Origin of the sequence: Mesorhizobium sp. B4-1-4 (assembly GCF_006439395.2) — a bacterium.
GTDB lineage: Bacteria > Pseudomonadota > Alphaproteobacteria > Rhizobiales > Rhizobiaceae > Mesorhizobium.
On sequence record NZ_CP083950.1, the window covers coordinates 2,824,368 to 2,840,550 of the forward strand.

At 64.6% G+C, this 16,183-nt stretch carries 11 protein-coding genes and 1 pseudogene; 7 read left to right on the forward strand and 5 right to left on the reverse strand.

Annotated elements, in window-relative coordinates; all coding sequences use genetic code 11:
- Positions 1 to 6 precede the first annotated feature (6 nt).
- A complete protein-coding gene (locus tag FJW03_RS13715; RefSeq protein WP_181173334.1) occupies positions 7 to 1,311 on the reverse strand; it encodes a hypothetical protein in 1,305 nt (434 codons plus the stop codon).
- The gene (locus tag FJW03_RS13720) at positions 1,308 to 2,477 is read right to left on the reverse strand and encodes a glycosyltransferase family 4 protein (protein ID WP_140766571.1); all 1,170 of its coding nucleotides are present in this window, start codon (positions 2,475 to 2,477) and stop codon (positions 1,308 to 1,310) included. Before FJW03_RS13720 ends, FJW03_RS13715 begins: the two co-directional genes overlap by 4 nt.
- A 441-nt stretch (positions 2,478 to 2,918) precedes the next feature.
- Here FJW03_RS13720 and FJW03_RS13725 point away from each other — a divergent pair, with 441 nt between their 5' ends.
- From FJW03_RS13725 to FJW03_RS13735, 3 genes are all read left to right on the forward strand, one after another.
- Positions 2,919 to 4,088 (forward strand): DUF1972 domain-containing protein, encoded by a 1,170-nt coding sequence (locus tag FJW03_RS13725; RefSeq protein WP_140766572.1) that lies wholly within the window; start codon positions 2,919 to 2,921, stop codon positions 4,086 to 4,088.
- Positions 4,085 to 5,356 carry a cellulase family glycosylhydrolase gene (locus FJW03_RS13730; RefSeq protein ID WP_140766573.1) on the forward strand — a complete coding sequence of 424 codons (1,272 nt, stop codon included), beginning with the start codon at positions 4,085 to 4,087 and terminating at the stop codon, positions 5,354 to 5,356. The genes FJW03_RS13725 and FJW03_RS13730 overlap by 4 nt, the downstream gene beginning before the upstream one ends.
- A 171-nt stretch (positions 5,357 to 5,527) precedes the next feature.
- Positions 5,528 to 5,815, forward strand: coding sequence for a GIY-YIG nuclease family protein (locus FJW03_RS13735; RefSeq protein WP_140613210.1), 288 nt, complete (start codon positions 5,528 to 5,530; stop codon positions 5,813 to 5,815).
- Between the two features lie 46 nt (positions 5,816 to 5,861).
- Here the strand turns inward: FJW03_RS13735 and FJW03_RS13740 are convergent.
- From FJW03_RS13740 to FJW03_RS13750, 3 genes and pseudogenes are all read right to left on the reverse strand, one after another.
- Positions 5,862 to 6,802, reverse strand: a pseudogene (locus FJW03_RS13740) (IS481 family transposase).
- 89 nt (positions 6,803 to 6,891) lie between these two features.
- Positions 6,892 to 8,244, reverse strand: a complete 1,353-nt coding sequence (locus FJW03_RS13745; protein ID WP_140767334.1) for a VpsF family polysaccharide biosynthesis protein — start codon at positions 8,242 to 8,244, stop codon at positions 6,892 to 6,894.
- 1 nt (position 8,245) lies between these two features.
- Complete coding sequence (locus FJW03_RS13750) at positions 8,246 to 10,309, reverse strand: GumC family protein (RefSeq protein ID WP_181173392.1); 2,064 nt, start codon at positions 10,307 to 10,309, stop codon at positions 8,246 to 8,248.
- Positions 10,310 to 10,641: 332 nt separating this feature from the next.
- Between FJW03_RS13750 and FJW03_RS13755 the strand changes: the two genes are divergently transcribed.
- From FJW03_RS13755 to FJW03_RS13770, 4 genes are all read left to right on the forward strand, one after another.
- The gene (locus tag FJW03_RS13755) at positions 10,642 to 12,153 is read left to right on the forward strand and encodes a formyl transferase (protein WP_140767332.1); all 1,512 of its coding nucleotides are present in this window, start codon (positions 10,642 to 10,644) and stop codon (positions 12,151 to 12,153) included.
- A 90-nt stretch (positions 12,154 to 12,243) separates the two neighbouring features.
- Positions 12,244 to 13,452, forward strand: a complete 1,209-nt coding sequence (locus FJW03_RS13760; RefSeq protein WP_140767331.1) for an FAD-dependent oxidoreductase — start codon at positions 12,244 to 12,246, stop codon at positions 13,450 to 13,452.
- 237 nt (positions 13,453 to 13,689) lie between these two features.
- Positions 13,690 to 13,890 (forward strand): hypothetical protein, encoded by a 201-nt coding sequence (locus tag FJW03_RS13765; protein ID WP_140613215.1) that lies wholly within the window; start codon positions 13,690 to 13,692, stop codon positions 13,888 to 13,890.
- Between the two features lie 898 nt (positions 13,891 to 14,788).
- Positions 14,789 to 15,820, forward strand: a complete 1,032-nt coding sequence (locus tag FJW03_RS13770) for a hydroxyacid dehydrogenase (RefSeq protein WP_140767330.1) — start codon at positions 14,789 to 14,791, stop codon at positions 15,818 to 15,820.
- The last annotated feature ends 363 nt before the right edge of the window (positions 15,821 to 16,183 follow it).

Consider the following 16,183-nt stretch of genomic DNA (forward strand, 5'->3'; position numbering starts at 1 on the left):
CCTCTCCTATCGTTTTGCCGCGGCGAACGTGACCGCCCGCCGCCGCCACGAACCCGGTAGACTGTCGTGCTGCTGGTCCGGATGCTCGATGTTCCACATGCGGTGATGCGTGAAATACCATGATGCCGCGAGCACGAAGGTCTCGGAGACCGCCGAACCCAGCAGCGCCCAGGGTGGAGAGGCGATCGCCAGCAGGATCGCGATCAGCGCCAACCCGACGATCGCGCCGCCCATCGTGATGAAGGCGACGATCCGGAAATCGCCGAGGATTTCGAGGACGATGCGGGGCATGATGTAAAGCATGATCGGGACGAAATTCGCGATCACGAAAAGCCCGATGAACCCGACCGAGGCATCCTGGAGAGCCTGGGATTTCACCATCGGCAGGACGAACATGACAGCGCATCCATAGACCAGGCCGCCCAGCCCCATGACGAGCGACCAGATCTTGGCCTGCGCCCAGACACGGCTTGTTTCATTGTGCTGCATGAGCTTGGCCAGCTCTGGCTGCGTCATGTTCACGAAGGCAAGGCTGATGATGCGCAGCGGCGCAAAGAACACCAGCACTGCCGCCAGCGGTGCGTAGGCGGCAGGCCCGGCAATGCCCGCGACCAGCAGCGCCAGGCATTGTCCCTGGATGTTGGTGGTGGTCGCGCTGAAGGCCGACCAGCACAGCTGGCGCCAGAGCCTGGCATAGCGCCGCCGCGTCGGCATGCGGAAGCTGATGCGAAGCGTGCGGCGTGCCAGCCGGACCAGGACGAGGATACCAACCAGATTTGCCGCGGTAAGCGCGTAGAACGTGGCCTGCAGCCCATCCTTTGCAAACCAGATCGTCAGCCCGGCCAACACGGTGCCGGAGATTGTGAAGACGGCATCGCTGATGGAGACGATCACCTGCAGGCGGCGCGCGAAGAATGCCGTGCGCATGTGGCTGCGCAGCGACCAGGCGCCGACGAAGCAACCGGCGGCGATGCCGCTTGGGTCGCCCAGCAAATGCATCAGGACAGCCGTGCCTATCGCCATCAGCAATGCCACGACCAGCGCCGCCGTTCCGAAAGCCACGTCATGGGCGTCGACGCCGGCGCTGTTGGTGCTCTTGCCCATCCATATCGAGGCGGGAACGGCTGTCAGCGACCTGATGTAGGACAGGCCGACCCCGCCCATCACCATGGCGATGGCGAACAGGCCGTAGCCTTGCGCCGACAGCAGATGCAGCAGCATGATGTTGAGGGCAAAGTGAAAGCCGCTCTGCATCGCCTCGCCGCCGATCATCAGCACGAGCCGCCGCACAAGATGGCCAGGAAATTTCACGGCCGTGTCTCCGCCTGGCGGGCGGTTGCCGCCCTGGCCGGCCTTGCCATGGCTGCTTTCAGTTTGTCGGCGGCGATGGCGGTGATCGCGGCCGCGGCGACCGGCTCGCTGAAGACCGCCTCGTAGCGCTTGCGCCCGGCAGCGACAAAACCGCGCCAGGTTTCGGGCCGCAGGACGATCTCCTGCAATTTCGCGGCAAGGGCGGCTGCGTCGCCAGGCGGAACGTGCCAGCCGGTCTCGCCGTCGGCGACCACTTCGACCAGCCCGCCGATCGCCGACACCAGCGGCGGGCGGCCATGGGCCATCGCCTCGATGGCGACGCGGCCGAGCGATTCCGGGCGCCGCGACGGCACGGTGACGATGTCGGCCCAGCGATAATGTTCGGACGGGTCCGGTATGAACGGCAACACGCTGACCCGCTCGGTGAGTCCCATGCCGCCGACCAGTTCGGCGAGCGCACGCTCGCGCTCGACGCTTTCGAAGGCGCCGCCGACCAGCCGCACCTCGATCCTCGACTTCAGCTCCGCCGGCAGCGAGGCGATCGCTTCCAGCAGCACTTCCTGGCCCTTGATCCTGTTGACGCGGCCAAGCAGCAGCACGCGCAGCGGGCGCTTGCCGTCATAGGTTAGCGCTTCGGCCGCCGCCGGACCGGCAACGCCATTATAGACGACATGGGAGCGCGCCGATCCGGGATCGCCGAACGCGGCGCGCGTCGCCTTCGAGTTGAAGATGAGATCGGCATGGCTCCAATGCATCAACCCGACGAGGATCCGGCGCAGCACGCCTTCGGGAATTTCGTGGATGTGCAGCAATGCCTTGGTGGGCAGCAAGCGCGAGGCCAGCGCATAGTCGGCGACGATCGAAGTGTTGACGTAGACGAGGTCACAATCGCGCAGGCGTCGCCATGCCCGCCACACCGCGACCGGCAGCCGCGCCATCTCGATTGTGGCGAGGCGCGCCATGGCCTGGCGCCTCAGCACCCAGAGCGGCTCGAAGACGATGCGGCTGGCGTGAGGTTCCAGGATCTTTACGATCGGCCCGCTGCGCGGCAGGACCACCTCGATGTCGGCGGACGGAAACGCGGCGCGCAACGCGGCGACGCTCTCCGCGAAGCTGCGGTCGGAGCCATAGAGCTCATAGCCCTGATGGACGCATGCAATCCGCATATTCCCAAGCATCTTTCTGCCAGGGGAAGTTTGACGATCCCCGCCGCCTGACCGTACAGGCGACTGGAAATCTCAAGCCCAACACCCCTTTGGACTTTCACTGGTTGCCGGTATGGCCATGAAGCGGATGTCGAATCCGGATCACCACACCAATTCTGCACGTCCTCCGCCGATTCTGACGCACAGAAATTCCCTGAGCAAGGATCATGCCGGGCCTGATTTCTCCGTCTGGTGGTCGCCAGGGCCGGCAATGCCTCGTTTCGATACACATACGTGCGGAAAGTTGACCGATAGTGAAACAACGCGGGCGTCCGGAAGAAATATTTTACAACCCGGGTGCAATAATCGCCGGGTCGGAGCTGGCAGGCATGTTGCATGGCCAGCTTTTGAGATCAGACAGCCCCGCACCGCGGATCGAGCGGACTTGAAAGCGCAACGGCCATGAAATCGGAAAAGCCCTCCATCCTGATCCTGGGAACGCGCGGCATCCCCGCGGCCCATGGCGGCTTCGAAACCTTCGCCGAGAAGCTGGCGCTTTTTCTTGTCGGACGCGGCTGGAGGGTCGGAGTCTATTGTCAGGACGAGGTTGCACGGGTCGACCAGAGGGTGCGCGTCGCAAGCTGGAACGGCATCGACCTCATCCACATCCAGGTCGCCTCGAAAGGCCCACGCGCGACGCTGGAGTTCGACTGGCAATGCGTGCTCGACGCCGCCCGGCGGCCCGGCGTCTGCCTCGTGCTTGGCTATAATGGCGCGGTCTTCCTGACCTGGCTCAGGCTGATGCGGCGCAAGATCATCACCAACATGGACGGCATCGAGTGGCGCCGGCCCAAATGGGGTGCTGCGGCGCGCACATGGTTCTGGCTCAACGAGTGGCTCGGCGCCTGGGCCTCGCACCGCCTGGTCGCCGACCATCCTGTGATCGCGGATCATCTGGCAACGCGCCGGCCGCGCAGCGCCATCGCCACCATCGCCTATGGCGCCGATCCGGTGACAGCGGCACCGGAGGCGCCGGTGCGCGCGCTCGGCCTCGAGCCCGGCAAATACCTGATCTCGATCGCTCGCATCGAGCCCGACAACAACATCCTGCCCATCGTCGAGGCCTTCTGCAGCCAGAAGCGCGACATGAAGCTGGCGGTGCTGGGCACGCTTTCCGATGCCATTCCCTACCATGTCGCCGTCCGCCAGGCGGCGAACGCCTCGGTCGTCCTGCCGGGCGCCATCTACGACCAGGCCACGGTGAAGGCGCTCAGGTTCCACGCCCGCGCCTATCTGCATGGCCACACGGTCGGCGGCACCAACCCGTCGCTGGTCGAGGCGCTGGCCGCCGGCAACATGGTGATCGCCCACGACAACCCCTACAACAGATGGACCGCCGGCACCGCGGCCATCCACTTCACGGACACGCAAAGCTGCGCCGAGCGGATGCGCCAGGCGATGGAGGACGACGCCCTGGCCAAAGCCTGCGGCGAGGCCGCCAGGACGCGCGCCCGCGAAGCCTTCCGCTGGGAGGATGTCCTGCTTGCCTACGAGAATGAAGCCTACCGGCTTCTCGGCGCGACCGCGGCGCGGCCGGCCGCGATCGAGCGCCCCTCGCCCGGCGCCGTATGACGGACTGGTCGCGGCGGCGGCTTCTGCGCACCGCGCTGTCGACGGCGCTGGTGCCCGCCGCGCTGGCGCCGCTTTCGCCCGTGGCGCCTGCCCTTGCCGCCGGCGGCGAGTGGCGTTTCCGCCGCGGCGTCAATGCCTGGCCGTGGTTCGCGCTGACGCGTGAATTCCCGGCGCCACGCACCGACTATGACTGGCCGCCCTTCCAGCCGCAGCGGCCGGCGCCGACACCGGACGATCTCCACCGGCTGCGCGAGACCGGGCTCGACTTCATCCGCCTGCCCGTCGATCCCGGCCCGTTCCTGGCGGCCGACGCCGCCACGCGCGGCAAGCTGCTGGACATGCTGGACGCGGCCGTCGCCGCCGCGCTCGACGCCGGTCTCGGCATCATCGTCAACGTCCAGGCCAATGGCGCCACCCATTACTGGAACCCCGACCGCATGGTCTCGAGCACCGCCGCGCCCGAATTCGAAGCCTATCGCGGGCTGGTCGGGGAACTGGCCGGCAGGCTGGAACGGTTCCAGCCGGGCATGGTGGCGCTGGAGCCGGTCAACGAGCCGCCGCAATCCTGCGATTCCAACGTCTGGTCGCAGGTCCAGGCAGCCCTTCTGACGACGGCCAGAGCGTCGTCCCATGGCTTGCCGCTGGTCGTCACCGGCGGCTGCGGCTCGATGGTGGGCGGGCTGGCAGCACTCGATCCGGCGCCGCTGGCCGCCTTCGAGCCGATCCTGTTCACCTTCCATTTCTACGAACCCTATCTGTTCAGCCACCAAGGCGCGCCCTGGATGCGCGAACCCGTCTACCGCGCGCTCAACAACGTGCCGTGGCCGGCATCCGCCGGCTCGCTCGAGCGGACGCTGGCCTCCGTCAGGGCGCGCATGGCCGAGGATACCGAGACCACGGACGAGGCCAAGAAAGCCGCCTATGCGCAAACCGAACGTGTGCTGAAGGTCTATTTCGATGCCCGGCCCGACCGCTGGTTCATCGACAAATATCTGAGCCAGGCGCGCGACTGGGCCGACAGCCACGGCATTGCGCCGGAGCGCGTCATCATGGGCGAATTCGGCGCGCTGCGCACCGACGCCCGCTACACCGCCGCGCCCAACCCCGACCGCGCCCGCTACATTTCCGATGTCAGGCAAAGCGCCGAATCGTTCGGCTTCCCCTGGGCCTTCTGGGACCTCTTCGACGGCATGGGCATGATGGACGACACCACGCGGGCGCTGGATCCGGCGATGGTCGAGGCGCTTGGGTTGAGGATGGCGGAGTAGTGGTAGCGCTGACCGCGGAGATTGACCGAAACCTTCCCGCGCTTCGTCATCCTAGGGCGTAGCAAGGAGCGAAGCGACGCGGCGCAGACCCTAGGATCCATGCCGCGACGTCGACCAAGGGATGCAGCGGTCAAGAATAGTCACCCGAACCAACGGGAGTCAAAGTCACGCATGACGGGATATGTCTATATGACAGCGAGCCAAAAGCGCGGCACGATCTATATCGGCGTCACCAATGACCTCGGGCGCCGTATGCCCGAGCATAAGTCTGGCCAAGGCGCACGCTTCACGGGCCGCTACGGCGTGCAACGTCTTGTTTGGTACGAGGAATATTTCGACATCACTGACGCTATCCAGCGCGAAAAGTCGCTGAAGCGCTGGCCACGCCAATGGAAGATCGACTTGATCGAAAAGACCAATCCCGAGTGGTTCGAGCTTTTTCGCGGCACGGGATGGTGAGCATTCTGCACCGCTGCATCCTTCGGCCAACGTCCCGGCATGGATCCTAGGTGTTTAGTCCCGGCATTTGATGGACCGGGTCGAGTCTGAACCGTTCGGGCTCTTTTTTCCAGATTTTGCAGATGAACTCATAAGGCGTGAGGCCTTTGAGGGTCTTGAGCCTGCGTGCGAAATTGTAGGCTGAGATGAAGTCGGCGAGGTGTCGGCGCAGCTGATCGTGATCGTCATAGTGGAAGCACTTGACGGTCGCGTCCTTGATGGTTCGGTTCATCCGCTCGACCTGGCCGTTGGTCCAGGGATGGTTGATCTTGGTGAGCCGGTGCTCGATGCCATGGTCGGCGCAGACATCATCGAAGATATGCCGGGGGGCATGGCGGTCGCAGCTTCGGTTGGTGAACTGGATGCCGTTGTCGGTCAAAATGGTGTGGATGGCATAGGGCACGGCCGCGATCAGATCTCGCAGGAACTGGACCATCGTCATCTTGTCCGCCGTCGCGTGTAGCTGCGCATAGGCGAACTTGGACGTCCGGTCGACGGCAACGAAGAGACGCAGCTTGCCCTCGGCGGTCTGCACATCGGCGATATCGATATGGAAATAGCCGATCGGATAGGCCTGAAACTTTTTCTTGGCCGGCTTGTCACCATCCACCTGCGGCAATCGCGAAATACCATGGCGTTGAAGGCAACGATGCAAGGACGAGCGTGTCAGATGCGGGATCGTCGGCTGAGACAATCATCCAGTGGCAGCAGCGTGTGCTTGCGAAAGGCGACGATGGCCGCCTCTTCCTCCACAGACAACACCGTCGACTTCGGGTCCTTGGGGCCTGTCGGAAGATCGGCGGTCGAGGTTCGGTTCTTCCACTTTCGAACCGTCTTCTGATCGATCCCGTAGCGCCTGGCCAGCGCCCTCAGGCTCTCTTGACTATTTTGTATTGCTCGACGGATTGCCTCTGTCGTCGTGGCGCGGCCGTGCAGAACTTGTCCCATAACCCATCCTTCCAGTCGGAAGAAAATATCGCACCATTAAAGCTCGGGATCAAACACCTAGGGTCTGCGCCGCGTCGCTTCGCTCCTTGCTACGCCCTAGGATGACGAAGCGCGGGGAGCGGCGTCGCCTGGCGCCCTCGCACCACCGCCCGCGCCGGGTACAGCGCCAGCGCGATCACCACGAACTTGGTCATCAGCGTTGTCTTCGACGCCAGGCTCTCGGAGGTGTTGAGCAGCATCAGCCAGCCCAGCATCGGCAGCCATATTCCCGGATGGCAGCGGCGTGCCACCTCATGCGTGAACAGCGCGAAACCGAACACCATCAACAGGGTGAAGAAAGCGCCCTGATAGAGAACCATGCGGATGATCGGGTTCTCGATGCCCTGTTCGAGGCCGCTGATGCGGCGCATACTCTCGACCAGGTCGATATCGGGCCCCACGATCAGGTCGCGCAGTTCCAGGTGCTGGAACAGATCGAACATCTCGACGCGGGCGTTGGCACTGCCTGAATCCGAAACGAAGCGCTCGAGCAGCGCGTCGAAGAAGCCGTATGAGGCCGCGAGCACGATGACGACCGGTATCAGCGCGGCGAGGATGAAGCCGAGCGCGGCGCCTAGCAGATTGACACGCCCCATGCGCAAGGTGCGCAGGCCCTGGATGAGGACATAGCAACCGCCGAGCATGATCGTCAGCACCATGGCGGAGCGGCCGCCGAAGGCGACGAGGGCCGCGCATTGCAGGCCGATCAGCCCAAGCCGCAGCGGCATCGACAGCGATTTCGAGCCGGAGAGCAGCGCCAGCACATAGATCGAGGTGATGGTGGCGTTGACGAGCGGATGCCCCTGAAGCGCTGTCGAGCGCAGATCGTTGGCGAACACCTCGCCGTCGAGGCGATACGGAAAGACCAGCGTCTTGGTCGCGAACTCAACCAGCGCCAGCAGCGCATTCGCCGTCATGATCACGTGTACCACCGTTTGCAGGCGGGCGAATGTCTTCTCGTCGTTCTCGCTGAGCATCAGCACCAGCAGCGCCGGCGTCACGAACGTGTCGATCATGCCGGCCATGCCGGGACGTTGCCGCACGATGACGACGACAAGCAGCACGATCGACATGACCGCCAGCAGCGCGCTGGCCGGTCGCCTGTCGGCGACGGTCACCACGTAACCCATCGGGTTGCCGAACGTGCAGGCGCGCCAGGCGAACATCAGCACGAGCAGATAGGTGGAGGGATGGATCTTGGTGGCCGGATTGCCGGTCAGGCCGTCATAATTGTAACCCACCAGCCACAGCATGCCGCCCGAAATGCCGAACAGCAACGCCACCGCCGCGACCAGGCCATAGCCGGTCACCCAGTCCATGGAATTGCCGGCGGCCGCCGGAACCGGAACGCCCCAGCCGGCTGCCGGGGTGGCGGCCCGGACGGCAGGCCGGCTGGCGGTCATGTCAGGCTGCCTCGTCGACCAGCATGGCGGCGGTCGGCAACCGCCCCATGACGGAAATGGCCTGCGAAGCCGCCGTCACGTCGTGCATCGGCGTCGCGTTCAGCGTGGCGACGAGCACGATCTCGTCGACCATGGCGACCAGCGGCGAGACGTTGAGATTGTCGGCCAGCGCGCCGCCGTCGACGACGACGAGATCGAAACTGTGGCCGGCCTGCGCCAGCATATGCTGCGTGAAATAGACGCCCTGCGCCTCCGAGACGCCAGCCTTTGGCCGGCCGCCGCCCAGAACCGCGACATTGCTGCCGGGTGTGCGCTGGCTCAGCGCCTCGAAGGCATATTCGCCGCGCAGCACGTCGAGCAGGCCGGGTTGCGGCTCCTTCTTGCCGCTGCCGGTATTGCTATCGATGAACAGCACACGGCTGCCTCTGGCAGCGGCGGCATTGGCGAGCAGGCGCGCCACCCGGCCTCGTTGCGCGGCATCCTGCGGCGGCGACGTCACCAGGATCGACGGCACCAGAGGCCAGTTCGGCGGCCGCCTGCTGGCGGCGAACAGACGCCTCAGCGCCAAGCCCGCGACCGCATCCGTCTTCTCTCCGGCCGGCGCGGCTGAACGGCCGAAAGGCCACCAGCGGCGGCGCGCCGTTTTCGCCGGCAGCACGCCCAGCACCGGTGCCTCGATGGCCGATTCCATCTGCGCGCGGGAAAGCACGGTCGGCGAGGAATATTCCGCGATCAGCGCCATGCCGGTGCCCAACCCCAGCCCGCCGAAGAGCGCGCCGATGAGCAGCAGCGGCAGCGGCGGCCAGCTCTTCTTCAGGGCGGGCATGGCATCGGAGATGATGCGCGCATTGGTGCTGTCGACATTGATCTGCTCGCGCGTCTCCTGCGCCCGCTGAAGGTAGGTGGCGTAGACGGAGCGCAGCGCCTCGAGGTCGCGCTGCAATTCGCGCAGCCTCACCGAGGCCTGATCGGTGTCGAGCGACTTGCTCTTCATGCCCGCGACCTTGGCTTCCAGCGCCTGCTGGTTGGCCAGCGCCCGCTCATAGTCGGTCTCGGCGGCGGCGGCGATGCGGGCGAGTTCGCGCGCAATGAGCGCGCGTGTGTCGCGAAGCTGCTGCTGGGCCGCGATCATCGAGGGGTGGCGTGGCCCGAGTTCCGTGCCAAGTTGCGAGACCTGGTCGACAAGCGTCGCCTCCTGCGCCCGCAGGCTCGAAATCACCGAGGAGCGCATCGCTTCCGAGGTCGCGTCCGGCGCGCCGGACCGGCGCAGCTGGTCGACCTGCGCCTTCAGCGCCGCGGTGCGGCTCTGCGCGGCCGAGAGCTGCGTGTTGATCTCGGTCAGCTCCTGGTCGCTGACCAGATTGCCCGCCGCCATCACCATGTTGTTGGCGGATTTATAGGCCTCGACGGCGTTCTCGGCCTGCTGGACACGCCTGCGCTGCTCGTCGAGCCTCGCGGTGATTGATTTGGAGGCGTCCGTGGCGGCCTGGGCGCGTGCGCTGGCCTGGTCCGCCAGATAGGCCTGCGCGATGGCATTGGCGAGCTTCGCCGCCTTGTCCGCGCTCTTGGCGGTGACGATCACGTCGATGACCAGCACCTTGTCGGCGCGTTTCACCGCCAGCCGCCGGCGCAGGGCATCGAGCGTGTTCGCCGTCTTCTCGGTCTCGGCCGACCCCGAGCCCAGCAAATGACTCAACAACCCGCCCTGCCCGTTGAATTCCGGATCCTCGGTCAGGTTGGTGGCCTGAATGGCCCTCAGCAGCACGCCGGTCGACTGGACGACGGCGACCTGGCTTTCCACCATGGTGATGCCGCCATCGGGCGGCACGCGGCTCGGATTGACGTCGTTGGTGACCACCTGCAGGTCTTGCGGGTCGATGATGATTTCCGCCACCGAGCTGTAGAGCGCCGGCGTGAACAGCCCGTAGAGCAGCGTCACGAGGGTCAGCAGCGCGGCGGTGGCGAAGATCAGGAAACGGCGGCGCACCAATATGCGCTTCAGGTCACCCAGCTCGACGGTCGAGGACGCATAGGACGCCGGCACGGGCTCCGGAGCATGTTGCATCACCTCCGGAGCGTGTTGTTGCGGCAACGAGAGCAGGGATGATTGCAAAGGTCGCTCCGACAACACTCCTTGGGCCCGCAAGCTTAAATTGCGGCTTCAGCCTAGCTATTCCTCCAACCATTAAAACACTGTTAATTATGTTGGGAGCTCTTCTGATTTTTGGCACGGAGTTTGCGTAGTACAGGCACGGGCGTGCTGATACGGGCGTGGGCGAGCAGGAGACGGATTGAAATGGGTCAGCACTTCACTCCGGCCCATTCGTCCGGCCCTCGCCCATGTCCGGAATTCGAACACCAGCCAGATACCGAACACTGGAATGCTAAGGGTGCGACATGCGGGTGAGCCTGCGCCTGGACAGCGAGTGCGTGCGTGCCTTTCACCTCATGCTGCTGCAGCGCCTCGCGGTGCTGCCGCATGTCGAGGTTTGCGTCGACGCCAGGCCGGCCGGGGGCGGCATTCCAGGCAGCGCCGCGGCGCTGTTCCAACTTGAAACGGCCATCCATGGCCTGCCGGCGGACGGGCCGGCCAAGCGCCTGCCGCTGTCGACCCTGGCGTCCTATCGCGCGGAACCGCCCGCTCCGGCGGATCTCGTGCTCGACCTCTGCGGCGACGCGCATGTGAACGGAACGCGCGTCTGGCGCATGACCTATGACGGCGCCGCCGGCGAAGCGGCCTTGCTGGCGTCGATCCTCGACGGCCGCACGCCGGTCGCCCGCATCGAGGAGAACGGCACGGTCGTCGCCGAAGGACGCCTGGGCACCGAATATGGCGGCATCGCGCTGGCCTCCTTCCAGGACATGCTGGCGCGCACGGCAAGCCTGATCCTGGCGGCAATGACGGGCGCGGCGCGGGCCGCCCTGCCCGTCCTGCCCGAGCCGGCGCAGGCGGATGCTCTTCCACAGATTCCCTCCACCGCCAAGCTCGGTGTCAGGGCGGGCAAGGCGCTGGCGCGGCGCATTGTCCAAAAAATCTACCACCTCTGCTACAACGCCCCGCACTGGAAGGTGGGCTGGCGCCAGACCGATGGCCGCGACCTGTTCGACCTGGGCGCGCATCCGGCATCGGGCTGGCGGGTGCTGCCCGACGACGGCAGCCGCTTCTACGCCGATCCGTTCCCGATCCTCTGCCAGGGACAGGTAACCCTGTTCGTCGAGGACTATATCCATCGGCTGGGCAAGGCCATCATCTCCGCCGTGCCATTCGGTCCGACAGGCCCGATCGGACGTCCCGAACCGGTGCTCGACCTGCCCTACCATCTCTCCTATCCCTTCGTCTTCGAGCGCGATGGCGAGGTCTGGATGGTGCCGGAAAGCTGCGCCAACCGCACGGTCGATCTCTACCGGGCGACAGCCTTCCCCGGCGGTTGGGTCAAGGAAGCGACGCTCTTGTCCGACATCGTCGCCAGCGATGCCACCCTGGTCGAGCATGGCGGGCGCTGGTGGCTGTTCGCCACCGTGCGCGATGGTGGCGGCGCCTTCTCCGACGCGCTGCACCTGTGGTCGGCGCCGGACTTTCGCGGCCCCTGGACGCCGCACCCCAAGAATCCCGTGCTGGTCGACATCGCCTCGGCGCGTCCGGCTGGCCGCATGGTGGAACGCAACGGCCAGTTGCTGCGCCCCGTGCAGGACTGTCGCAGGAGCTATGGCGCGGCCCTCGGCATCGCACGCATTGCTCACCTTGATGTGAACGGCATGGAGCAGGTGGTCGAGACGATCTTAACCCCTGGTGCGCTATGGAATGGGCGCAAGCTGCACACGCTCAACGAGGCGGGTGGGCTGGAATTCATCGATGGCTCGGCGATCGCGCCGCGCTGGAAACAGACGAGGCGACCGTCATTAACCTGAACATTGGTTACCACCAGTCATCCGCGCTGGTTGCCTGAGGTTGATAAGGGTCCGGAAGATATTTTCCACTACGGATTGTGGAGAGGGAAGATGACCAGCATAAAGGGCAGCGGCGTGAACCCCGCCGAGACTGTCCCGACCGAAGTCGACGTGGCGATTGTCGGTGCCGGATTGGCCGGCACGACCTTGGCAACGGTCTTGGGAAACGTCGGCCGCAAGGTGGCGCTGGTCGATCCGCATCGGACCCATCCAGACGAGTTCCGGGCGGAGAAGCTCGGCACGGACCAGACGCATCTATTCGAGAAACTCGGCCTCGACGCCATCGTGCTGCCTCTGATGACGCCGATGGACGACATCCATGTCTTTCGCCTTGGCCAGCTGTTCGCACGCGAGCGGCGCGTGGAATATGGTTTTTCTTATGGCGCGCTGATCAACGGCCTGCGCGCCGCCTTGCCGCCCCAGGTACCGGTCACCGTGGGCAAGGTCGCCGAGATCATGACCGGACCGGACAAGCAGCGGCTTGTCCTCAACACGGGCGCCATCATCGAGGCGCGGCTCGTGGTGGTGGCCACCGGCCACAGCGAGGCCGTGCGGCGCGCCGTCGGCGTCCGCCGCATCGAAGAATCAAAGGGCCATTCGCTTTCGATCGGATTCGACCTTGCCACCCCGCCGGACGAATGCGCCTATCAGGCAGTCACCTGTTTCGCCAGGCGACCGGAGGACCGCATCGCTTATCTCAGCGTGTTTCCCATCAATGGCGTCATGCGTGGGAACATGTTTGGGTACCGGGAGGCGGGCGAGCCGTGGACCAAGGCGTTCCGCAAGGATCCGCAGAAAATGCTTTGCGAAATGATGCCGGAGATCGCGGCTCAGTGCGGAAACTTCAAGATCAGCGGGCCTGTCGACATCAGGCCGATCGATCTGACGAGGACGGAAGGGCATCGGCGTGACGGGGTTGTGTTTGTTGGCGACGCCTTCTGCACGACCGATCCAACGCCGGGCGTTGGCATCGTGCGGGTAATGACCGATGTCGATCAGCTCCACTCTGTTCACATTCCGCGCTGGCTCGAAACGCCAGGCATGGCTGCTGACAAGATCTGCGCCTTCTATGATGATCCAGTCAAAATAGCCGCCGATGAGGACGGTATGCGTGTCAGCCACTATGCCAGGGCGATCACCACGGGCACCGGACTGGAATGGCGTTTCCGCCGACTGCGCAACAACACGGCGCGCCAGTTGATGATCATCGGACGCAAGATGGGTCATTTGGGACTGCGCCGGGAGCCGGGCATGGCGTAAGGGACTTCCAGCTTTTCTCGCCATCGAAAGCAGAGGCGTCTTCCCTTCTCCCTCCGTGCGGAGCAAGGAAGCGCCAGCCTCTCGACCCAAGCCACTTCCACGAAAAATGTGTAACGGTTTCCGCCTTGAATTGCGGTCAGGCAAGAGATCGATCGTAACGAAAACAACCATCACGCGGAACAAGCGAGGCCCCGACAACTTATGTCTTGAGGAGATCCGTTCTTGAGGAGATCCGTTATGGTCAAGAACATCGATCGCGCGTTGCAGGACGCTATTCTTGCCATGCGCATCCTTCGAAAATCCATAATCGATCACGGGCATCTGGACGCGATGACCGAATTCGACAGCTTGATCGGAGTGGCCATTTCAGAGGCAGAGCAACAGTTGATATCCATGCAGGCCAGATCGTCGAATGAGCGACCGATAGATGCGAGTTGACGACTGCCACCTGCCTGTATCCACTCGAGCACATCAAGCGATCACGAACGACCGCTTCAATATGGGGTGAAGGGCAAAACTCGACCTGCGTTCCGAGCTGCTATTCTTTCCTTTTTTGGCCGGTGCCCACGACGCAATTATCCCTGCCCGCGAAAGCAAAAGGCGCGATCAACCGACCGCGCCCTGGAGTTTCGCTTCGCCAGGCGAAAAGCGTTATGCCTGATCGGCTCAGGGCGGCGAATTCGAAAGACTGGGTGCAGCCGTGACGACCGACAACCGTTCACGCTTCTGCCAGCTTGGCTTCTCGTATTTCTTCATCGGATAGTACCCTCCGCGTTGGATACGGCGCCAAAAGAACCGCTTCGCCCTGCGGTGTCAATTGTGCCAGGACACGCTGTCACAACATGGGTTGTGACAGCCAGGAGATCACCCGTCGCGGCGCAACGGCTGAGGTGGCACCGACCATTACGGCCGCGCCGGAGACCAGACGCGCGCGCCGCATCGCACTATTGCGAATCGGCCACACTGCCGGCTTATCGGTCGAGCCGTGGCAGTGTCTTGCGTTGACAATCCCCGGTGGCGCGAGCAGGCTTCGGGTCTGAGGGAAAACTGGGGGACTAAAAGTGAAGAAGGCTTACCAGAAGCCGGTGTTGCTGAAGCGCGAGAGGCTTTCGGCCGTCACAGCTGTTTGCACACCATCGACCTGCCCTGTTTGAAACAAGCCGCCAGGTCAAGAACCTCCATCGCCCGCTGGCTCGGCCAGCGGGTTTTTTCATGCGCGATTGCCAGATGATGCGCCCGAACCGGCCTCAAATCGTTTTTTGGCGGTAAATCGGTCCATCGGCGGTATTCTCTCTTCCGTGCAGGCGTGCCTGAATAGCGCCGGGAGGAATCTGCCATGCCAAACGATGCCTTACCGCTGGTGATCAGCGCGCCCGAACCACGCACGCTCGAGCTGATTTTCACGCCGCCGCAGCTGGCGCGGCTCAAGGCGCACTACCGCGTCGTCGAGACCACGGCCGACGGCGTCGCCGGACTGCCGGTCGACGTGCTGGCGCAGGCCCGTTACATCATCGGCCAGCCGCCGATCTCGCTGGAGACGCTGGAGGACATGCAGGCGCTGCGCTGCGTCTTCAATGTCGAGACCAATCTCATCAACAACATGCCCTACGAGACGCTGTTCGCGCGCGGCATCCATGTCGTCACGACAGGCCTGGTCTTCGCCGAGCCGGTGGCCGAGCTTGGCCTGGCCATGGCGCTCAACCTCGCCCGCGACATCGTCGACGCCGATCTCGCCTTCCGCCAGGGCAAGGAATTATGGGGCGGCGACGGCAACCAGACGGCGCGGCTGCTCTCGGGCGCCGATGTCGGCATTATCGGCTTCGGCGATCTCGGCCGCGCCCTGAACCGGCTGCTGTCGGGTTTCCGCACCCGCACAAAGGTCTTCGACCCCTGGCTGCCGCCATCGATCCTGATCGACAATGGTGTCGAGCCGGCATCGCTGGAGGACGTTCTGTCATCGAGCGATTTCGTCTTCGTCGTCGCCTCGGTGACCTCCGAGAACCAGGGCTTTCTCGGCGCCGATGCCTTTGCCAGCATGCGCCAGGGCGCCGCCTTCATCCTGCTCAGCCGCGCCGGCGTCGTCGACTTCCCGGCCCTGATGGCGGCGGTGAAGAGCGGCCACATCGTTGCTGCCAGCGATGTCTTCCCGGAAGAGCCATTGGCCCGGGATCACCCGGTGCGCGCTTTGCCCGGCTTCCTGCGTTCCGCCCACCGCGCCGGCGCGCTCGACATCGCCTTCAAGCGGATGGGCGACATGGTGCTGGAGGATATGGACCTGATCGACCGCGGCCTGCCGCCGTTGCGCTGCAAGCGGGCGGAGCGTGAGACGGTGTCGAGGATGCGCTCCAAGCCGTCGGACAGGAATTGAGGGGCGAGCCTCGCGCGGCCCCATTGCATCGGTTGTGCGTGATTTTTGCATCAGGATCCGGCCTCCCAGTGCGTGGACTGAACACAAGAAACCGCCGAAGCGCTTGAGAACATCGGAAGCTTTGCTGGCGCTCTCAACTCGGCTATTCGAGCGAGGCTGTCCTCGAAACCGAATGACCGCAGATATCCCACCACAAGCTGCGCAGCCTCATCGGCAAGGATTCGGACCGCTTCGGCGCTGAGTTTTTCAGGGCCGCTCAAAAACGGCGTATGCGCGGGGCAGCGGCACTCCAAGCCGAGCTTGACTGGAGTGCCGCATGGCCATCGACCCGGGCGGCGCTGCCAGACTTGACGAAGCCAGGCG

Bases quoted from the DNA above. Each gene is read 5' to 3' on its own strand.
- FJW03_RS13735 (WP_140613210.1), top strand. From the start codon at position 5,528: ATGACGGGATATGTCTATATGACAGCGAGCCAAAAGCGCGGCACGATC.
- FJW03_RS13725 (WP_140766572.1), top strand. From the start codon at position 2,919: ATGAAATCGGAAAAGCCCTCCATCCTGATCCTGGGAACGCGCGGCATC.
- FJW03_RS13720 (WP_140766571.1), bottom strand. From the start codon at position 2,477: ATGCGGATTGCATGCGTCCATCAGGGCTATGAGCTCTATGGCTCCGAC.
- FJW03_RS13730 (WP_140766573.1), top strand. From the start codon at position 4,085: ATGACGGACTGGTCGCGGCGGCGGCTTCTGCGCACCGCGCTGTCGACG.
- FJW03_RS13760 (WP_140767331.1), top strand. From the start codon at position 12,244: ATGACCAGCATAAAGGGCAGCGGCGTGAACCCCGCCGAGACTGTCCCG.
- FJW03_RS13745 (WP_140767334.1), bottom strand. From the start codon at position 8,244: ATGACCGCCAGCCGGCCTGCCGTCCGGGCCGCCACCCCGGCAGCCGGC.
- FJW03_RS13755 (WP_140767332.1), top strand. From the start codon at position 10,642: ATGCGGGTGAGCCTGCGCCTGGACAGCGAGTGCGTGCGTGCCTTTCAC.
- FJW03_RS13765 (WP_140613215.1), top strand. From the start codon at position 13,690: ATGGTCAAGAACATCGATCGCGCGTTGCAGGACGCTATTCTTGCCATG.
- FJW03_RS13750 (WP_181173392.1), bottom strand. From the start codon at position 10,309: ATGCAACATGCTCCGGAGCCCGTGCCGGCGTCCTATGCGTCCTCGACC.
- FJW03_RS13770 (WP_140767330.1), top strand. From the start codon at position 14,789: ATGCCAAACGATGCCTTACCGCTGGTGATCAGCGCGCCCGAACCACGC.